Below are 19656 nucleotides of genomic sequence, written 5' to 3' on the forward strand. Positions count from 1 at the left end.
TGCAGGATGGGAGGTGATGAAGAGAGCGCTCCGACGTGCAGCCGACCGCATCCGAGTCGAATCCCCGGATCCGACCGCGGTCGAGCGCTGCGACGAACTCGCGGCGGCCACCGGACCGGACCCCGGGCCGCGGACCCCCGGCCGCTGCGAGGAATGCGCGGCGCTGGGCGAGCAGAACTGGGCGCACCTGCGCCTCTGCCTCAGCTGCGGACACGTCGGATGCTGCGACTCGAGCCCGCACCGGCACGCGACCGCACATTTCGAGCAGACCGGACACCCCGTCATGCGATCGCACGAGCCCGGCGAGACGTGGCGTTGGTGCTATCGGCACGCCGAGATGGGATGACCCCGAACGCCCTCGATCTCAGTCGGCGTGATCTCCCTCCGGACCGGCGAGCGGAAGGCGGACCACGAATTCGGTATGCCCCGGCTGTGATTCCACACGAATGTCGCCCCGGTGTTTGTCGACGATCCGCCACGAGATGTCGAGTCCGAGCCCGGTGCCCTCACCGACCGGTTTCGTGGTGAAGAACGGCTCGAAGATGCGGCCGCGGATCTCCTCGGGTATGCCCGGCCCGGTGTCTTCGATTGCCACGGCCACGCAGTCGCCGTCCCGACAGGTGCGGATGGTGAGGGTGCCCCGGCCGTCCATGGCGGCAACGGCGTTGTCGATGAGGTTGGTCCACACCTGGTTGAGTTCGGCAGCGTACGCGGGAACAGGTGGCAGGTCGCGGTCGTAGTCCTTGACCACGTCGATGCCGCCGCCGATTTTCCGGCTGAGCATCACCAACGTGCTGTCGAGCAACTCGTGCACGTCCGAGACCTGGAACGGGGCCCGGTCCATCTGTGAGTACTGCTTGGCGGCGCCGACCAGCGAGCTGACCCGGTTGGTGGAGTCCGAGATCTCGTTCATCAGCAGTTCGGTCTCGATGGTGTAGTTGAGCCAGGCGACCGCACCGGCGAGGATCGGCGGCGAGGTCGTGGCCGCGACCCGCTCGAGCCAGTCGACGTCGAGCCCGGCCTGCACGAAGGTCGGTGCGATGTTCCAGCTGCCCGCGATGTCGTGGTCCTCGAGCCACTCGCCGAGGGTGTCCTCCCGGTCCGACGCCTCCAGTGGGCTCAGCGTCGGAGCCTTCGCGACCAGTTCCACGGCCTCTTCCTGGATCCGGATCAGAGCCCGGAGGGCCGCGGGCTCGTAGGCCCCGGTGGCGATCATGCCCAGCTTGTGTCGCATGCCGGCGACCCGGTCCCGCAGCGACGCCGTCGCCCGGACCGCGGCCGCTGCCGGGTTGTTCAGCTCGTGCGTCAGCCCGGCGGACAGCGAGCCGAGGGCGAGCAGCCGCTCGCGCTGGGCGAGGATCTCGCGGGAGCTCTGGTTGCCGAAGAACAGCCCCTCGAGCAGGTGCAGTGCCATCGGGAACCACTCCGCCATGAAACGGGCGAAATCGTCGGCGTCCAGGACGAAGAAGGTGGAGCGCTCGGGCACGGTCATCGACGTGCCGTAGACCTGCGGCACCCGGTCGCCCATGTAGGCGGTCCAGGCGCCCGAATACGAGCCGCGGTGCGACGTGCGCACCATCTCCACATCCTGGTCCCCCGACTGCTTCGTGAGCACCACCGACCCCTCGACCAGCACGTAGAAGCACGTCGCCGGGGCGCCCTCGCGGTACACCGGGCCCGGCTCGATCACCTCCAGGCGCCCCGCGCGGCACAGCTGTGCGAGTTGATCGTCGTCGAGCCGCTCGAAGAGGAAGAGCGTCCGCAGCTCCTCCGGCGTGCAGACCGGCCCGGCGTTCATGGTTTCGCCAGGTAACGGTGGACGAGCATGACTGCCATCGCGCCCTCTCCCACGGCCGACGCCACCCGTTTCGCGGAGTCGGAGCGCACGTCCCCGGCCGCGAAGACCCCGGGCACGTTGGTCTCCAACTGATGCGGCAGGCGCTCGAGTTCCCAGCCGCGCGGCCGTTTTCCGTCGACCACCAAGTCGGGTCCGGAGACGACGTATCCGTTGTCGTCGCGCGCCACGACGCCGTCGAGCCAGTCCGTGCGCGGCGCGGCCCCGATGAACAGGAAGAGCCACTGCGCATCGACGGATTCGGTACGGGCAGTGGTGTTGTCGCGCAGGGTGATCCGTTCGAGGTGGTCGTCGCCGTCCCCGTCGATCACTTCCGTGCACGTCCGGACCGTGATCCTCGGATTCTGTCGGATCTGTTGAATCAGGTAGTGCGACATGGAGTCGTCCAGCGAGCCGGACCGCACCACGATGGTCACCGACCGGGCGCTCCTGGCGAGGTAGACCGCCGCCTGCCCTGCGGAGTTCGCCCCGCCGACCACGTACACGTCCTGGTCGCTGCAGCGTGCCGCCTCCGTCACCGCCGAACCGTAATACACGCCACGGCCGGTGAATTCGTTCAACCCGGGTGCCGACAGCTGCCGGTACGACACTCCCGTCGCGAGGATGACGGTGTGCGCGTCCAGCGTGGCCCCGTCGGCGAACCGAACGGTGCGTGCAGACCCGTTCACCTCCAGGGCGACGACGTCACGGGTGGTGATCACCTCGGCGCCGAACTTGGCGGCCTGCCTGCGCGCCCGGTCGGCGAGTTGGGCGCCGGACAGCCCGTCCGGGAAGCCGAGGTAGTTCTCGATCCGGGAACTCTGTCCGGCCTGCCCTCCGGTGGCGGTGCGCTCGATCAAGACGGTGCGTAGGCCCTCCGACGCCCCGTACACCGCCGCGCCGAGCCCGGCCGGCCCGCCACCGATGACGACGAGGTCGTAGAAGTCCGACGCCGGATCGGTGGCGAGTCCGACGTGGTGTGCCAGTTCCGAATCGGTCGGCTCCACCAGCACCTCCCCGTCGGAGGTGATCACCACCGGCAGCCGCATACCGTCGGCGCCCGCGGCCTGCAGGAGCCGCAGCCCCTCCGGTTCGTCGGACAAGTACCACCGGTAGGGCAGCTGGTTGCGGGCCAGGAACTCGCGCACCTCGGAGGACCGCGCCGACCACCGATGCCCGATCACCTTGGTCTCGGTCACCGGCCTGCGGTCGGATGTCACCCAGGCGTCGAGCAGGGCGTCGAGCACCGGATACAGCTTCTCCTCGGGTGGATCCCACGGCTTGAGCAGGTAATGGTCGAGATCGACGACGTTGATCGCGTCGATCGCCGCCTCGGTGTCGGCATAGGCGGTGAGCAGCACCCGCCTCGCCGCCGGATGCAGGTCCATGCCCTGTTCGAGGAATTCGATGCCGCTCATACCGGGCATCCGGTAGTCGGCGAGCAGGATCGCGACCGGGTCACCGCGCAGCTTGATCTCCTCGAGCGCAGCCAGGGCCTCGTCGCCGGACTCTGCCCGAATGATCCGGTACTTCTCGCCGTAGCGGCGGCGCAGGTCCCTGACGATGGCGCGGGAGACACTCGGATCATCGTCGACGCTGAGAATTGCCGGCTGTGCCATCGTTCTCCCATTTGCGGCCGCCGTTCAGCCGCCGGTTTCGAGTATGCCGCAGATGCGGGATCGGTGCCCGGTCCTTGCCGGCGAGAGCGTCGGATTCGTGGTCGGGCGCAGGGGTTCCGATCGGCCCCCTTCCGTGACGTCCGCGCGAGTGGTGTGCTGGACATGTCACCGACCCGGCCCTCCGGGACCGGAGCGGATCATCCGAGTGTTCAGGAAGACGCCATGACCACGATTCACCTTCACCAGACGACCACCGCGACGCCCGAGCAGTTCCTTGCCGGTCTCACCGACTTCGGGCCCGGTCGCGGGGAACTGTTCGGAAACAGCGCCGACAACTACCTCGAGGTGCATCACCAGGGCCCACACGATGCCGATGTCACCGAGGGTTCGAGCGGGATCTGGGAACGCCTGCACTACGACTGGGCCGACCCCCATCGTGTCGTGATGACGACGACGGACTCCAACCTGTGGGGCGGCGCCTCGGGCCACGTCTACACCCTGACGCAGGAGCCCACCGGTGGGACCGACGTGGACGTGGTCGTGGTCCGCGACGGCAAGAACCTCCGGGGACGGCTTCTCGCGGGCGTGCTCGGCGCTTTCGGCACCCGCGTCCTGGGAAAGCAGTTGAAGAAGTCCGTCGAGGCCATCGAGGCTCGCAACGGTGGCACGAGCGAGAACGACACACCCTGAGCCTATGGTTGCGTGATCCGCTCGTGCAGCCATGAACGGACGCCGCCGAGAGCGGTCCGGGCGATCGCCGTGGGGTGGCCCGTGAACCCGTGCGGTGACTCGGGGTAGATCCGGAGTTCGACGTCGTTGCCGGCCGCGGAAAGCCGGCCTGCCATCGCGAGGTTGTCTTCCAGCAGTGCGTCTTTGCTTCCGACGACCAGCAAAGTCGGCGGGAGGCCGTGGACGTCGCCGTAGACGGGAGAGATGTCCGGAACGGTGCGGTCCTCCACGTGGCCGACGTAGGCCTGGAGGAAGTACTCGTCCGCGATCCGACGTCCGGCCGGCGTCTGCGCACTCAGGTCGTAGGTGCCGAATTGCAGTGCAGCGCCTGTGAACCCGTCGACATTGCCCCGATTTCTCAGTCGGAGCAGCGTTGCCAGCGCGAGTGTCGCCCCCGCCGATCGCCCCGAGATCGCCAGCCGGGACGATCCGAAGCGATCGAGAGCGTGTGCGACGAGCCAGAGCGCCGCCGCCTCGCAGTCGTCGGGCGCGGCCGGCCACGGGTGCTCGGGTGCCAGCCGGTAGTCGACGCTGACGACGGCGATGTGGAGAGCGTCCGCGAGCTCACGATTACGCCCGTCGAGCTTCGTCGACGTGCTCCGCCGGCACGGCAGCCGACACGGCGTCCAACACGAACCGCACAACCTCTCCCCCCGTTCGGGGGTCTCACCCGATAGCCGTGAAAGTGCATCGGCGAGTCCAGTTCTCGACCAGCCCGGTCAGCAGTCGTCGGTGGAACTCAGGTGGTCCATGAGGTCGTCTCCCTGAATCGGTCGATCGGTTCCATCGGGACTATGCCTTCCGTGTGCTCGTCGAGTGACGATTGTTCCACCTCGAGTTCACCGTCGAGGGTCGGCGGTGACTCTTCTCGGGCCCCTACGATGGGCGCATGGCGCGGACGCACGGCCCCACGGCCTCTCGGGTGGTGACCTACGACGGCCTGCCCGGATCTGCGGGTGGAGCGCACTCGTTGCGCGCCAAGCGCCCCGACCAGGCATACCAGCGCGTGCAGGGTTTCCTCGACGCCTGTACCGAACCGGTGTCGTCGGCATCGTGGGTGTTCGAGATCTACGCGGGCGGGCCGGCAGCGTCGACCGAACAGTTGGTGGCGCTCGCGACGGAGCGCTTCGGCGGGCCCCGCCACCGGGCACGAACCCACACCGAATGGAACGTGCCGTGCGACGCCGTGGACAGCGCGCTCGGTGCCCTCGTCGCGGCCGGTTCCGGCGCGGTCACGACCCATGGCCGGTCCCTGGCCGCGCTGACCTGCAGTACGCCGGTGCGACTCGTCGACCCGGACACCGGCGCCCCGTATCCGGACATCACCCCCGACGAGTTCGGTCGCTTCGCCGTGGACGGGTACGGCCGGCTTCTCGGCGCATCGGGCGTACGCGCCACACTCGGCACCGCGACATCCTCACTGTCCTTGTGGCTGAACCTGCCCGCCGACGACCGGCTGTCCCCCGGTGCTCGCCATCTGCAGGACCATCTCCCGTTTCGGCTGTCCGCGAAGCACTGGCGTCTTTGGCGCCCCACCACGAGTGGAGACGCATACCGCGCCAACAAGTTTCCCTCGCCGGTCCACGACCGGGCGTGAGTGCGCCGCCGTCGGCCCGCCGGGTCCGACGGCGTCCACCGCGGCTTCTCCTGACGAACCGGCGCCCGCCGCGAGACCCGGCCGACACTCACCGCCGCAGCTCGGCCAGTTTGTCGAGCCATCCCAGCTTGTGCGGGTTGCGGATTGCGTAGACCCGGGTGATCCGGCTGTCCTCGACCACCACACTGACCGCGGTGGCCTCGCCACCGACGTCGATCCGGACTCCCGGCATGCCGTTGTAGAAGGTCGGTGTGGTCGTGAAGTCCGGGATCTTCGCGGCGCGGGCCAGGAAGGTCGCCACCCGCAGGGCCCCGACGATCGGCTTCCGCGCGGCCGTCGCGATGCCGCCGCCGTCGGCGACGACCACCACGTCGGGCGCGAGCACCTCCATCAGTCCCTGCACGTCGCCGGTGGTCACGGCGGCCAGGAACCGCTCGACCGCCGCCTGCTGCTGGTCCCGGTCGACCTGCATCCGCGGGCGCCGCGCCCCGACGTGCTCGCGGGCGCGGTGCCCGATCTGCCTGACCGTGGCCGGGGTCTTACCCACCACCTCGGCGATCTCCCGGTAGGGCGTCTCGAACACCTCGTGCAGCACGAACACCGCCCGCTCGACGGGACCCAGGGTCTCCAGCACGGTGAGCATCGCGATCGAGACGCTTTCGGCCAGCTCGACGTCGTCGGCCACGTCGGGCGAGGTGAGCAGCGGTTCGGGCAGCCATTCGCCGACGTAGTCCTCCCGGCGCCGCGACACCGACCGGAGCCGGTTCAGCGCCTGCCGGGTGACGATCCGGACCAGGTAGGCGCGCGGGTCGTGCACCTCGGCGCGGTCGACCTCCGCCCACCGCAGCCACGTCTCCTGCACGACGTCCTCGGCGTCGGCCGCGGAGCCGAGCATCTCGTAGGCGACGGTGAAGAGCAGGCTGCGGTGGGTGACGAACGGGTCGTCGGTCATGTCGTCGAGCGTACGGCGAGCGGCTTCAGGCCACACGACGCCGAGAAGCCCTGCGACTCGATGCCGAAGGCGGTGTTGGTGCGGGTCATCAGGTTCGCCACCGCGATGAACGCGGTCAGCTCCACCAGCGCGGGTGCACCGAGCTGCTCGAGCAGCCGCGCCGACAGCTCGTCGGTCACGGTGGGCGGGGTCAGGGTCATCGCCTCGGCGTATTCCATGACGTCGCGTTCGAGCGGCGTGAACACGTCCGATTCGCGCCAGCGCGGCACCTCGCGTGCCTTGGTCAGATCGAGTCCCTCGTTGTGGGCGTGGAAGTAGCCGAAGTCCAGGCAGAAGCTACAGCCGACGAGGCTGGCCACCGCCATGTGGGCGAACGACTTCAGGTTCTCGTCACACCGGTCCCATTTCTGCGCCTTGCGGCCGACGGTGAAGCTGAAGTTCAGCACCTTCCGGTTGTGCCACGTCACCTCGACCGGTTCGGCCACCTCGCCGAGCATCCTGCGGGACATTCGCTTGACCACCGCGCCGTAGACACCGGTCAGCTCTGCTTTCGGGATTCGGGTAGCCATGATTCCTCCTTGCGGTTGTGTGCTCTCGGCATGAAGACACCGGGCGTGGCTCGGGTGTGACACCGGAGCCGGAAAGTCGTGGATTCGAGGAGCGGGGTGGCCCGGCGGCACCGCTTTGCGAGTGAGAGGATCGCCCGATGCGCCATGTGACCGACGACGAGCGCCGCGCACGGCTCGCAGTGCGCCATGCGCTCACCCGGGCCGCGCGAGTCGGGTCGCCGGAAGCCGCCACGCAGGCGATGACCGTCCTGCACGCCACGGAACCGGCGACGGTCTACCTGTCCTGCTGGGCGCGGGTGCACTCGGTCACCGTTGCCGATATCGACCGTGCGCTCTACCGTGATCGGAGCATCGTCAAGCAGTTGTCGATGCGTCGAACGCTGTTCGTCTTCCCTCGTGACCTACTACCCGCCGCCGTCCCGAGCGCTTCCGCGCGCGTTGCAGGCGCAGTGCGTTCCCGAATGGTGAAAGACGTTGTCACGGTGGGCCTTGCGGACAACGGCAGCGACTGGCTCGACCACGCGCGTGAGGAGGTTCTGGCGCTGCTGGAGAACGAGCCGGAGGGGCGCACCGCGCAGGAACTCCGCCGGGCGGTTTCGATGATCGATGTGAAGGTCGAGCCGCCCGGCGGGGAGGCATGGGGGGCGCCGCGGGTGCTCATCCAGCTCGGCGCAGCCGGCGACATCATGCGCGCCGCGAACACCGGACACTGGCGCACTTCCCGCCCTCGTTGGACGCTGCCACGACACTGGCTCGGCGAAGACCTGCCCCAGCTCGACGCCGCGGACGGGTATCGCGAGATGGTGCGCCGCTGGTTGCACACCTTCGGGCCGGGCACCGAGGCGGATCTCCTCTGGTGGCTCGGCGCCACCAAGTCGATCGTGCGCACCGCGCTCGCCGAACTCGGTGCCGTCTCCGTATCGCTCGACGGTGGCGGCACCGGGTGGCTCCTGCCCGAGGATCTCGACGAGATTCCGGACCCCGGTCCGTGGGTGGCGCTGCTGCCCGTCCTCGATCCCACCGTCATGGGTTGGCAGGGCCGCGACTTCTACCTCGGTGGGTACGGCGACCGGCTGTTCGACGGGCGCGGCAATGCGGGAACGACGGCATGGGTCGACGGGCGCATCGTCGGCTGCTGGGTGCAGGACCAGGTCGGTGCCGTGCGGGTGCACCTGCTCGAGCAGGTGTCCCGATCCGAGCGGCAGGCCCTCGACGACGAGGCGGAGCGCCTCACGGGCTGGCTCGCCGGGGAACTCGTGGCCACGGGATACAAATCGCCGGCCATGAAGGCTGCCGCCGCGACCTGAGACGTCGTCGAAACGGACCATGGAGCGCGGTGGAACGGTCGCAGCGCGGGACACCTCGGATTCGACGCGGGGCGGTCGCACAGGTGACCGGACCGATCAGAAATCGAGAAGCGCCGACCCGCGCACCGCACTTAGCGTGATCGCCATGGACATCACCCTGCACTCCGCCTTCCTGCCCCACACCGACCACGAGGCCTCTCTGGCCTTCTACCGCGACCTCCTCGGTTTCGAGGTCCGCAAGGAGGTCGGCTACAACGGGATGTACTGGATCACCGTCGGCCACCCGGATCAGCCCGACGTTTCCCTGGTGCTGCATCCGCCTGCGGCCGACCCCGGCATCACCGAGGACGAGCGCCGCACCGTCACCGAGATGATGGCCAAGGGCACGTTCGCGATCCTCACGCTGGCCACCCCCGACCTCGACGCGACCTTCGGCAAGCTCGAGGCCGCCGGCGCGGACATCGTCCAGGAGCCGGTGGACCAGCCGTACGGCATCCGCGACTGTGCCGTCCGTGATCCCGCGGGCAATCTGCTCCGGATCAACGAGGTGCGCTGACATGACCACCTCCACCTCACCGACCACCATCGAGTCCGTCACCCTCGAGGTATCCGACCCGACGGCCGCGGCCGCCTTCTACGCCGCGTTCGGCGTCGGCGATCACGTGGCGGTGCGCGCCACCGAGACGCCGACGACCGGCTTCCGCGGGTACACCCTCTCGCTCGTCGTGTCGCAGCCGAGCATCGTCGACGCCTTCGTCGGGGCCGCCCTCGACGGCGGCGCCACCACGCTGAAGCCGGCCAAGAAGAGCTTGTGGGGGTACGGCGGCGTCGTGCAGGCCCCGGACGGCGCGATCTGGAAGATGGCGACGTCGTCGAAGAAGGACACCGGCCCGGCCACCCGCCGGATCGACGACATCGTGCTGCTGCTCGGTGTCGAGGACGTCAAGGCGAGCAGACAGTTCTACGTCGACCACGGGCTGGAGGTGGCGAAGAGCTTCGGCCGCAAGTACGTCGAGTTCGCGGCACCGGACTCGCCGGTCAAGCTGGCGCTCTACGGGCGCCGGGCGCTCGCGAAGGACGCCGGCGTCGCCCCGGACGGGACCGGATCGCACCGTATCGTCGTCGGTAGCGATGCCGCACCCTTCACCGACCCGGACGGGTTCGTGTGGGAGGCCGCGTCCGCTTGATGCTCGATGCCGCGATCGGTCAGACGCAGGCCCGGGAGCCGCGACGGCGGCCCGACACAGAGGGAGAGACGATGAGCACGGCCACGACGACGGACCAGCAGTCGCCTGAGTTGCACGCCGCCGACAGCCACGATCTGATCCGCGTGCACGGCGCGCGCGAGAACAACCTCAAGGACGTCAGCGTCGAGTTGCCGAAGCGGCGGCTCACGGTGTTCACCGGCGTCTCCGGCTCCGGCAAGAGTTCGCTGGTGTTCTCCACGATCGCCGCCGAGTCGCAGCGGATGATCAACGAGACCTACAGCGCCTTCGTGCAGGGCTTCATGCCGACGCTGGCGCGGCCGGACGTCGACGTGCTCGACGGCCTGACGACGGCGATCATCGTCGACCAGGAGCGGATGGGCGCCAACCCACGTTCCACGGTCGGGACCGCGACCGACGCGAACGCGATGCTGCGAATCCTGTTCAGTCGGCTCGGGAAGCCGCACATCGGTTCGCAGCAGGCGTTCTCGTTCAACGTCGCCTCCATCAGCGGCGCCGGGGCGGTCACGGTGGAGAAGGGCGGGCGGACGGTCAAGGAGCGCCGCGCGTTCAGCGTCACCGGCGGCATGTGCATGCGCTGTGAGGGCCGGGGCAACGTCTCCGATTTCGACCTGACCGCGCTGTACGACGCCGACAAGTCGCTCAACGACGGCGCGCTGACGATCCCCGGCTACAGCATGGACGGTTGGTACGGCCGCATCTTCCGCGGCTGCGGATTCTTCGACCCCGACAAGCCGATCGCCAAGTTCACCAAGAAGCAGCTCGACGATCTGCTCTACAAGGAGCCGACCAAGGTCAAGGTCGAGGGCGTCAACGTCACGTACGAGGGCCTGATCCCGAAGATCCAGAAGTCGTTCCTGTCGAAGGACCGGGAGGCGATGCAGCCACACATCCGGGCGTTCGTCGACCGGGCGATCACGTTCCAGACGTGCCCCGACTGCGAGGGCACACGGCTCAGCGCCGAGGCGCGATCGTCGAAGATCGACGGGGTCAGCATCGCCGACGCCTGCGCGATGCAGATCAGCGATCTCGCCGAATGGGTGCGCGGGTTGGACGAGCCGTCTGTGGCGCCGCTGCTGAAGTCGTTGGGCGAGACGCTCGACTCGTTCGTCGAGATCGGGTTGGGCTACCTCGGCCTCGACCGTCCGGCGGGCACGCTGTCGGGTGGAGAAGCGCAGCGCACCAAGCTGATCCGTCATCTCGGTTCGTCGCTCACCGACGTCACGTACGTGTTCGACGAGCCCACCATCGGCCTGCACCCCCACGACATCGCGCGGATGAACGAGCTGCTGTTGCAGTTGCGCGACAAGGGCAACACCGTGCTGGTCGTCGAGCACAAGCCGGAGGCGATCGCGATCGCCGACCATGTCGTCGATCTCGGCCCGCGCGCCGGCACCGAGGGCGGCGAGATCGTGTTCGAGGGCACCGTGGACGAACTGCGTGCGAGCGGCACGCTCACCGGCAAGCACCTCGACGACCGTGCGTCGGTGAAGCCGTCGGTGCGGACGTCCTCGGGGGTGCTCGAGGTGCGCGGCGCCTCGACCCACAACCTGCTCGATGTCGACGTGGACATTCCGCTCGGTGTGCTCGTGGTGGTGACCGGCGTCGCCGGCTCCGGTAAGAGCTCGCTGATCCACGGGTCTGTGTCGAAGCGGGACGGCGTCGTCGCGATCGACCAGGGCGCGATCAAGGGTTCCCGGCGCAGCAACCCCGCCACCTACACCGGTCTGCTCGAGCCGATCCGCAAGGCGTTCGCGAAGGCCAACGGAGTCAAGCCCGGCCTGTTCAGCGCGAACTCCGAGGGCGCGTGCCCCAACTGCAACGGTGCCGGCGTGGTCTACTCCGACCTCGCGATGATGGCCGGCGTCGCGACGCCCTGCGAGGTATGTGAGGGCAAGCGGTTCCAGGCCGAGGTGCTCGACTACACGTTCGGCGGCAAGGACATCAGCGAGGTGCTCGGGATGTCGGTGGCCCAGGCCGAGGAGTTCTTCTCCGCGGGTGACGCGAAACTGCCTGCTGCACACAAGATCCTGGCGCGTCTGGTTGACGTCGGCCTCGGGTACATCAAGATCGGGCAGCCCCTCACCACGCTTTCCGGCGGTGAACGGCAGCGCCTCAAGCTCGCCACCCACATGGGCGAGAAGGGGGACGTCTACATCCTCGACGAGCCGACTACCGGTCTGCACCTCGCCGACGTCGAGAACCTGCTCGGTCTGCTCGATCGCCTCGTCGACTCCGGCAAGTCCGTCATCGTGATCGAGCACCACCAGGCGGTGATGGCGCACGCCGACTGGATCATCGACCTCGGCCCCGGCGCCGGGCACGACGGTGGTCGCATCGTCTTCGAGGGCACCCCGGCCGACCTCGTCGCCGACCGGTCCACCCTCACCGGCAAGCACCTCGCGGAGTACATCGGCGCCTGACCGCGGTACCGGACGATTCGGTGATCGTCGACGGCCCGGCCGGTCGGCGTGCTTCAATTCGCCCATGCGAAAAGCACTACCGGCCGTCGCGTTCATCGCCGCCTGGCTGGTCGCCGGGGCCGCACCTGCAGTCGCCTCGTCTGCAGGTGCGGCGGGCAGTGGGAACCCGATTTCGCCGATACCCACACGTTCGAGACGAGCTGCTCGGACGGCACCCTGCGCGGTTCGTGGCGCACCCATATCGAGAGTGGTCCGTGCGAGGGCTCGGTGATCATGGAGGTCGCGGCCTACCCGGTCGATCCGCCTCCCGGGGGCTTCGGCAGCGGCAGCTGAGACAGATCCACATCGGGCGGACCGGTCCGCCGTCGCCGGCAACCGATCTGTTTCCGAATTACCTTGTAGGAGAGCGGCATGCGTGGAGAGAACGATCAGGGCGATCCGGCACGCGCACTGCTCGACGAGCTTGCTGCCGACTTCCTCCGCGAGCCTGCCGTCGAGTTCGGCACGATGTTCCGCAGCCCGGGCCTGCGAGTTGACGGCAAGATCTTCGCGTTCCTCGGCCGCGACCATCGCCTGATCGTCAAGCTCCCGCGCTCCCGCGTCGAGGAGGTCCTCCGCGCGGCGGCCGCTCAGGAAGTCACGATGGGTAATCGAACCTTGACGGAATGGGTGGCCTTCCCGGTCGATGACGACGACCTCGACGGCACTCTGACCATGTGGCGTCACGCCGCGCGCGAAGCCCACGACTTCGTCGTCAGCCTGCCACCGACGTGATCCACATGGATCGGCGTACAGCGGTCGGTAGTGTGTATCAACCATGGAGCCGTTAGCTTTTCCCGAGCTGGCCGCCATCCCGGCGGGCCAGGTGACGTTGTCGGATCGGCGGACGCGCAGCAGCTGGTGTGTCGAGGTGGGCGGCTTCGCGATCGGGGTCGGTGCCGTGACGCAGGCCGAGTACGCCGACATCACCGGCGAGTGGCCGGGTGCGTCGCGCAATGCCCGGCGTCCCGTGGAGGGCGTGTCGTGGTTCGACGCGATCCTGTTCTGCAACAAGCTCTCCGCGCGCGCCGGCCGCACCGCCGCCTACGACGTCGCCGGTGACGACGTCGCGTGGGACCCCGCGTCCGACGGTTACCGGCTGCCGACCGAGGCCGAATGGGAGCGCGCCTGCCGGGCCGGAACGAGCGGGCCGCGCTACGGGGTGCTGGACGAGATTGCCTGGCACCGAGCCAATTCCGGCGGCCGGCCGCACGACGGCCGCGGACTGCAGCCGAACGAGTGGGGCCTGTACGACATGATCGGCAACGTCTGGGAATGGTGCTGGGACGTCTACGACCCCGCGGTGTACGGCAGCTACCGGGTGCTGCGCGGTGGCGGATGGGCGGATGAGCATTGGAGTTGCCGGGCGTCGGTGCGTCGGCGCAGCCACCCCACGTACCGCATCGACGACGTCGGATTCCGTGTCGCGCGCGGCTAGGAAATCGACAGGCGCCCTACAGGGCGCGGTATCGTTCGAATCGGTAACGAACCCCGATCGGAAGTGGAACACTTCCCGGTATGTCCGATGGGCGTGAGCAACCCGGTGCCGGCCCCGACGCCGGCGCTGACGGCGAGCATGCCGGGCCGGGCACCCCCTGGGATCTTGCGTTCGGGATCGGTGTCCCACTGGGTCTGCTGGCCGGGGCGGGTCTGGGCTTCTTCTGCCTGGGGCCTGCGGTCGTCGCGCTCCAGCACGCTTTCGACGTCCCGGAACTGTCGCCGGTACCGATGGACGAACGAGGTCCGGGGGTGCCCGGGCCGACCGCGATGTACTGGGTGACGTGGCTCGTGCCGCCGTTCCTGGTGTTCGCGTGCACGGTGGGCCTGTGCGTGTGGCGGCTCGCCAGGCCGTTCGCGGTGTCGCTGGCCGTGTCCTTCGCGGGAGCTGGTGGAATCCTGGCGATGATCTGGATTTCGATCGACGTGGGTGGGTTCGCGCCGACCTGACCCCGTCCGCTCCGTCGCATCGTCGGCGATGTCGAGTTACCCTGCCCGGCATGGCTATCTCCCTCTGCGTCCTGCTGTGGGCCCGTCCGGGTCGGGAGGAAGCGTTGATCGCGTACGAGGACAAGGTGCTGGCACTGGTCGCCGAGCACGACGGCCGGGTGCTCCAGCGCGCTCGTACCGACGGCGCCGACGATCGGCCGCTCGAGATCCAGATGTTCGGCTTCGCGTCGCAGGAGGCGATGGACGGGTACCTGGCGGATCCACGTCGCCTCGCCCTCGCCGACGAACGTGACCGTGCGGTCGCGCGTACCGAACTGATGTACGTGACGCTGGCCGGACCGGCCCCCGAAAATTAATTCTCGGACCGTGTCGATCCGGCGTCTTCCCGTTCGACGTCCTGGATGAGAGGGTCGAATCGCGACCCACGACGAAGGAGCGAACAGATGAAGTACATGCTGATCATGCGCGCCACCGACGAGGCCGTCGAGGCTTACAAGGACGTCCCGTTCGAGCAGGTCATCGAGCAGATGGGCAAGTTCAACGAGGCCCTGATGAAGGCGGGCGTGCTGCTGGCCGGCGAGGGGCTGTCCGACGCGGAGGAGGGGTTCGTCGTCGACTTCTCCGGCGACACCCCGCTCGTCACGGACGGGCCTTACGGGGAGACCAAGGAGCTGTTCAACGGGTTCTGGATCCTCGAGGTCGCGTCCAAGGAGGAGGCGGCGGAGTGGGCCAAGCGGGTGCCGCTGGGCCCGGGGGCGAAGATCGAGGTGCGCCGGGTGACCGGACCCGAGGACTTCCCGCAGGACAACGAGTGGATCCAGAAGGAAGAGGGCTGGCGCGAGGAGCTCGAGAACCGCAACGCGTAGCCGCATGCCCGGCACGCCGACGGAGCACCGACCGGACCCGATCGAGTCCGCGCGGCGCTCCGTCGCGGCCGTGTGGCGCATCGAGTCGGCCCGCATCGTCGCCACGCTCATCCGAACGGTGGGCGATTTCGGCCTGGCGGAGGATCTCGCCCAGGAGGCCCTCGTCGACGCGCTCGCGCAGTGGCCGCAGAGCGGTGTCCCGGCGAATCCGGGGGCGTGGCTCACCGCCGTCGCGAAACGCAAGGCCATCGACGGTTGGCGTCGGCAGGAGCGCTACGACGAGCGGGTGGCCGCCATCGCGCGCGACCTCGAGTCCGCGGAGGCGGCCGCCGCGTCGGACGAGCTGCCCTGGGATCCGGACCGGATCGACGACGACGTGCTCCGGCTGGTGTTCGTGTCGTGCCATCCGGTGCTGTCGCGCGAGGCCCAGGTCGCGTTGACCCTCAAGGTTGTCGGCGGACTGTCGAGCGAGGAGATCGCGCGCGCGTTCCTCGCGTCGACCGCCGCCGTGCAGCAGCGGATCGTGCGCGCGAAGAAGACCCTCGCCGCCGCGAAGGTGCCGTTCGAGGTGCCGCCGCGGTCCGAGTTCGGAGCCCGCCTGGGTGCGGTCCTCGGGGTGCTGTATCTCGTGTTCAACGAGGGGCACGCGTCCAGCGCGGGAGACGAGTGGATGCGTCCGGAGCTCAGCCGCGAGGCCGTCCGGCTCGGACGTGTTCTCGCCGAGCTCCTGCCGGAAGAACCGGACGTGCACGGGCTGGTGGCGCTCATGGAGCTGACGGCCGCACGGTTCCCGGCGCGGCTCGACACGAACGGCGACCCGGTGCTGCTCGCCGACCAGGATCGTCTCCGGTGGGACCGTGGCGCCATCACCCGGGGACGTGCCGCGCTCGCCAGAGCCGACGCCCTCGGCCGCGGCCGCGGCGCCTACGCGTTGCAGGCGGCGATCGCGGAGTGTCATGCGGTCGCACCGTCCGTCGACGACACCGACTGGGACCGGATCGTGCTCCTCTACGAGGCGCTGGGCCGGCTGGCCCCGTCGCCGGTGGTGGACCTCAACCGGGCGGCGGCGGTCGCGATGGCATCGGGACCCGATGCCGCACTGCGGATCATCGACGACCTCGTCGACGGTGGTCGGCTCGCCGGCTATCGGCTGCTGCCCGCGACGCGCGGTGAACTCCTCGCCCGGCTGGGCCGGAACCGGGAGGCGCGCATCGAGTTCGAGGCGGCCGCCGAGCTGACCGGCAACGAGCGCGAGCGGAAGGTGCTGCTGGACAGGGCTGCCGCGCTTCCCGACGGTTGAGGGGCGGTGGCCGGGAGCCTACGAGACCCGATCGGGATCCACGGGGTTCGCCTCGATGTCCGGTGCCACCGTCTCGCGGAGCGTGCGACCCGGCTGGTTCGGGGTCCTGCTGCGGAACGTGCCGATCGCGGCACCGATCAGGACGGCCGCGTACAGCAGCACGTACATGTTCACGACGATGTCCCACGCGACCCAGTGGGGCGGGAACAGGTACAGCCCGACGACCACGGTGTCGTCGGGGAATCGGTAGGCCCAGGATCCGGCGATGCAGAACAGCGCGATCACGCCCGCCCACCACCACGCGTTCGTCAGCGCCCGGTGCACGAGGTAGACCGTCAGCGGCACCAACCACACCCAGTGATGGCTCCAGGTGAACGGGGAGACCACCGCGGCGGTGAGTCCGGCGACGGTGACCGCGAGGAGACGCTCGCCGCCGCGATGGAGCCGGACCACCACCCACATGCTGAGCGTGACGACGGCCGCGGCGACCAGCAGCCACATCCACGTCGGCACGGGTTCCCCGGCCAGGCGGGTGAGCGCGCCGCGCAGTGACTGGTTCGCGGGGTGCGAGTCGTCCGCGATGCGGGTGGAGTCGAAGAACGTCTGCGTCCAGTACCGCCACGAATCGTGCGGGAGCAGGGCCCAGCTACCGACGACCGTCGCGACGAAGGTGGCGGTCGCGGCGGCTGCGGCGCGCCACCGGCGCAACACCAGGTAGTAGAGGACGAAGTACGCCGGTGTCAGCTTGATCCCGGCCGCGATCCCGACACCGACACCCTTGAGCTTGCTGCGGTCGTCCCGCGAGACGTCCCACAGCACCAGCGCCATGAGGACCAGGTTGATCTGGCCGTAGAACAGGGTGGTGCGGACCGGTTCGAGGAACGTGCACGCCACCGCCGTCAGCGCCGAGACGCCCACCAGGTGGGGCGTGATCCGGTAGCCGAGCATCCGCCAGCACAGCGCGACGATCGCGACCAGCAGCAGGACGTTGAACCCCATCCACAGGTACTTGTCGATGCCGCCCGGGAGCAGTCCGAACGGGATGAACATCAGCGTCGAGAACGGGGTGTACGTGTAGAGCAGGCCGTGGATCACCGGTTCGGTGTAGAGCGGCAGATCCTCCATCACGTGCCGGGCACCGTCGCGGTAGACGTCCAGATCGGCGCCGCCGACCAACATGCCGACACGCGGCCACCGCGGGTCGACCAGGGTGAACAGCAGCACCGCCGCCGCGGCGGCGAGAAGTGCGAGGACGACCGTCGTCGGGCGCCCTCCCGGGAACACTCGATCGGTGCTCGGTTCCTCGGCTGCGTCTTCCATGGCTGTGTCCCTCCCCCGGACGCGCCTCGGCTCATTGCAGAGACGATCGAGACAAAGGTAGTCAACCGACCTAATTGCAGTAAATCCACTCCCGCTGACCGGATGATCCGCGTGTCGACCGGCGCGCGATGTAACGCCCCCGGTCCGGATGCCGACGTTTGTCATGACGTGACGTGCGGTTCGGGGGGCGGCCTGCATGTGTCTTCGTACGGTCGGGATTGGGGAGTTGACATGACAATTCGCGGATTCTTCGCGCGACATCGATTGGCTGCGCGGGTGACGACGCCGGCGGCGTTGGGTGTGGCGGTGGTAGTCGCCCTCGGATGGGCGTTGTCGTCCCCGCCCGGCACGGTGGACACCCAGCTCACGGCGTCGACGACGGAGTGCCGTGAAATGGTGACCCTCGCGATCGCCGGCCGCAGCGACACCCCGGTGGCGGGCACCACGAAGATGCTCGTCGACGAGAACGGCAATGCGCTGCCCGCGGCCCTGTCGGACGACTACACCAGCGAGCGCATCGACCAGGTCATCAACGCACCGAACGGTGTCGTGGACCCCGATGCGTACGCCGCGCTGTACATCGCCTACCCCGCGAACATGGCCAGCTACGACGACGCCGTCGCCGCCGGTGTGGCGAACACCGAATCGGTGATGAAGGCCATCCGCGTGTCGTGCCCCGACACCAAGTTCTCCATCGTCGGATACAGCGAGGGCGCGGATGTCGCTCGCCGTGTCGCGATGAACATCGGGCACCAGGATCCCGAGGCCGAGCAGGGCTACGGGATCGTCGACCCGGACAACGTCGTCGGCGTCGTCATCTTCGCCGATGCCGGCCGTGGGGCGGCGCAGGGCCCGTTCCCCGGTGCGACGAACCCGTTCGGTAACCCGGACAACTTCGATACGAAGTACCAGAACGGAAAGAACCCGGTGCCGGGTCAGGGCATCCTCCCGAACACCGGCGACGACGACTTCGGCGCGCTGGGCGGCAAGGTCGCGTCCTTCTGTTCCGACGGTGATTTCACTTGCGCTGCACCCCAGAACATCTCGCTGCTGCAGCTGGTCGTCAACGTGGGCAGGCAGATCAATGTCGACCGGCTCGAAGGTGAGGGTCTCACTCCGGCCACCGGTCAGGACATCGCAGTCGTCCTGGGACGCATCGGATACGAGGCCTTCCTCGACATCCAGTCGCAGCCCGACTGGATGCGGAGCGACGAGACGTTCCTGGACGTGCTGTTGAAGGTCTCGGATCCCGACTACGTGCCGGGTGAGCCGCCGGCAACGGATCCGAAGGATGTGAGCTCGATCTCCACCGACGAGATGTCGCCGCTGGCGTACCTGCCGCAGAAGGTGTTCAAGGAGATCGTCGGGCTGATCGTGACGAACCAGAACACCATCCCCGTGATCCTCAGCGATCCGTACCAGATGACCCTGGCCCCGGACATCGGTCACCACTTCGACTACTGGCGCGACGCCGACGCCGCGAACGGTAAGCCGTTGACGTCCGCCGAGTACGCCGCCGCCTGGCTGACGTACCTGGCCAAGCAGGCGCAGGCCGGCAAGCCCGTCGACCCGGCGGCGAAGCCGACCCAGGCCGAACTGTCCGAGGCCCTGACCGAGTTGGTGGCCACCACCACCCAGCCGTCGGCCGAGCCGACGGGTTCGGCGGCGCCGCAGACTCCGGGCGCTTCCCCGTCGGAGTCCGCGGTTCCCGCCGAGTCCGCCGTGCCGGCCACCCCGCAGACCTCGGCCCCCGCAACGACGCCGGCCGAGGCCTCCCCGACCACGGTGGTGACGACGCCGACGTCGCCTTCGACTGCCGCGACGGAGACGGCAGCCGGGACGACGCCGACCGTGTCCACCACCACGACGACGGTCAAGCCGACGACCACCACCCCGGCACCCAACCCCGCCGGGTAGGGCGCGATCCG

General features: G+C 68.8%; 19 protein-coding genes and 1 pseudogene. 14 read left to right on the forward strand and 6 right to left on the reverse strand.

Annotated elements, in window-relative coordinates; genetic code table 11:
- Positions 1-16 precede the first annotated feature (16 nt).
- The gene (locus tag AC1RIF_RS12565) at positions 17-346 is read left to right on the forward strand and encodes a UBP-type zinc finger domain-containing protein (RefSeq protein WP_492601687.1); all 330 of its coding nucleotides are present in this window, start codon (positions 17-19) and stop codon (positions 344-346) included.
- A gap of 18 nt (positions 347-364) precedes the next feature.
- On the opposite strand, the gene AC1RIF_RS12570 is transcribed toward AC1RIF_RS12565, so the two are convergent.
- Positions 365-1798, reverse strand: a complete 1434-nt coding sequence (locus AC1RIF_RS12570) for an ATP-binding protein (RefSeq protein WP_492601688.1) — start codon at positions 1796-1798, stop codon at positions 365-367.
- Positions 1795-3453 (reverse strand): NAD(P)/FAD-dependent oxidoreductase, encoded by a 1659-nt coding sequence (locus tag AC1RIF_RS12575; RefSeq protein WP_492601689.1) that lies wholly within the window; start codon positions 3451-3453, stop codon positions 1795-1797. The genes AC1RIF_RS12570 and AC1RIF_RS12575 overlap by 4 nt, the downstream gene beginning before the upstream one ends.
- 222 nt (positions 3454-3675) lie before the next feature.
- Between AC1RIF_RS12575 and AC1RIF_RS12580 the strand changes: the two genes are divergently transcribed.
- Positions 3676-4143 carry a hypothetical protein gene (locus AC1RIF_RS12580; RefSeq protein WP_492601690.1) on the forward strand — a complete coding sequence of 156 codons (468 nt, stop codon included), beginning with the start codon at positions 3676-3678 and terminating at the stop codon, positions 4141-4143.
- Positions 4144-4145: 2 nt separating this feature from the next.
- On the opposite strand, the pseudogene AC1RIF_RS12585 reads toward AC1RIF_RS12580, so the two are convergent.
- Positions 4146-4763: pseudogene (locus AC1RIF_RS12585) on the reverse strand (alpha/beta hydrolase fold domain-containing protein); the annotation flags it as partial.
- Between the two features lie 308 nt (positions 4764-5071).
- On the opposite strand from AC1RIF_RS12585, the gene AC1RIF_RS12590 reads away from it, so the two are divergent.
- On the forward strand, positions 5072-5779 hold the full coding sequence (locus AC1RIF_RS12590; RefSeq protein ID WP_492601691.1) for a hypothetical protein: 708 nt from the start codon (positions 5072-5074) through the stop codon (positions 5777-5779).
- An 88-nt stretch (positions 5780-5867) separates the two neighbouring features.
- On the opposite strand, the gene AC1RIF_RS12595 is transcribed toward AC1RIF_RS12590, so the two are convergent.
- Together AC1RIF_RS12595 and AC1RIF_RS12600 are read right to left on the reverse strand one after the other, a co-directional pair.
- A complete protein-coding gene (locus AC1RIF_RS12595) occupies positions 5868-6731 on the reverse strand; it encodes an RNA polymerase sigma-70 factor (RefSeq protein ID WP_492601692.1) in 864 nt (287 codons plus the stop codon).
- Entirely contained in the window at positions 6728-7300 is a 573-nt protein-coding gene (locus AC1RIF_RS12600) for a carboxymuconolactone decarboxylase family protein (RefSeq protein WP_492601693.1), read from the reverse strand. The genes AC1RIF_RS12595 and AC1RIF_RS12600 overlap by 4 nt, the downstream gene beginning before the upstream one ends.
- A 137-nt stretch (positions 7301-7437) precedes the next feature.
- On the opposite strand from AC1RIF_RS12600, the gene AC1RIF_RS12605 reads away from it, so the two are divergent.
- The 10 genes from AC1RIF_RS12605 (at position 7438) to AC1RIF_RS12650 (ending at position 16408) form a co-directional block, all read left to right on the forward strand.
- Positions 7438-8607: a winged helix DNA-binding domain-containing protein gene (locus tag AC1RIF_RS12605; RefSeq protein WP_492601694.1), complete on the forward strand. Its 1170-nt coding sequence runs from the start codon at positions 7438-7440 to the stop codon at positions 8605-8607.
- Positions 8608-8752: 145 nt separating this feature from the next.
- On the forward strand, positions 8753-9163 hold the full coding sequence (locus tag AC1RIF_RS12610) for a VOC family protein (protein WP_492601695.1): 411 nt from the start codon (positions 8753-8755) through the stop codon (positions 9161-9163).
- Position 9164: 1 nt separating this feature from the next.
- Positions 9165-9794, forward strand: a complete 630-nt coding sequence (locus AC1RIF_RS12615; RefSeq protein WP_492601696.1) for a VOC family protein — start codon at positions 9165-9167, stop codon at positions 9792-9794.
- A gap of 71 nt (positions 9795-9865) precedes the next feature.
- On the forward strand, positions 9866-12256 hold the full coding sequence (locus AC1RIF_RS12620) for an ATP-binding cassette domain-containing protein (RefSeq protein WP_492601697.1): 2391 nt from the start codon (positions 9866-9868) through the stop codon (positions 12254-12256).
- 411 nt (positions 12257-12667) lie between these two features.
- Positions 12668-13030, forward strand: coding sequence for a hypothetical protein (locus tag AC1RIF_RS12625; RefSeq protein ID WP_492601698.1), 363 nt, complete (start codon positions 12668-12670; stop codon positions 13028-13030).
- Between the two features lie 67 nt (positions 13031-13097).
- Complete coding sequence (locus AC1RIF_RS12630) at positions 13098-13733, forward strand: formylglycine-generating enzyme family protein (RefSeq protein ID WP_492601888.1); 636 nt, start codon at positions 13098-13100, stop codon at positions 13731-13733.
- 80 nt (positions 13734-13813) lie between these two features.
- On the forward strand, positions 13814-14242 hold the full coding sequence (locus AC1RIF_RS12635) for a hypothetical protein (RefSeq protein WP_492601699.1): 429 nt from the start codon (positions 13814-13816) through the stop codon (positions 14240-14242).
- A gap of 50 nt (positions 14243-14292) precedes the next feature.
- Positions 14293-14598 (forward strand): hypothetical protein, encoded by a 306-nt coding sequence (locus tag AC1RIF_RS12640; RefSeq protein WP_492601700.1) that lies wholly within the window; start codon positions 14293-14295, stop codon positions 14596-14598.
- Positions 14599-14685: 87 nt separating this feature from the next.
- Positions 14686-15108 (forward strand): YciI family protein, encoded by a 423-nt coding sequence (locus AC1RIF_RS12645; RefSeq protein ID WP_031936810.1) that lies wholly within the window; start codon positions 14686-14688, stop codon positions 15106-15108.
- 4 nt (positions 15109-15112) lie between these two features.
- Entirely contained in the window at positions 15113-16408 is a 1296-nt protein-coding gene (locus AC1RIF_RS12650) for an RNA polymerase sigma factor (protein ID WP_492601701.1), read from the forward strand.
- 18 nt (positions 16409-16426) lie between these two features.
- Here the strand turns inward: AC1RIF_RS12650 and AC1RIF_RS12655 are convergent, their stop codons facing one another.
- A complete protein-coding gene (locus AC1RIF_RS12655; RefSeq protein ID WP_492601702.1) occupies positions 16427-17728 on the reverse strand; it encodes a glycosyltransferase 87 family protein in 1302 nt (433 codons plus the stop codon).
- Between the two features lie 231 nt (positions 17729-17959).
- Here AC1RIF_RS12655 and AC1RIF_RS12660 point away from each other — a divergent pair, with 231 nt between their 5' ends.
- Positions 17960-19645, forward strand: coding sequence for a cutinase family protein (locus AC1RIF_RS12660; protein ID WP_492601703.1), 1686 nt, complete (start codon positions 17960-17962; stop codon positions 19643-19645).
- Positions 19646-19656 lie beyond the last annotated feature (11 nt).

This window comes from Prescottella sp. GW823-FHT02E09, assembly GCF_058797375.1.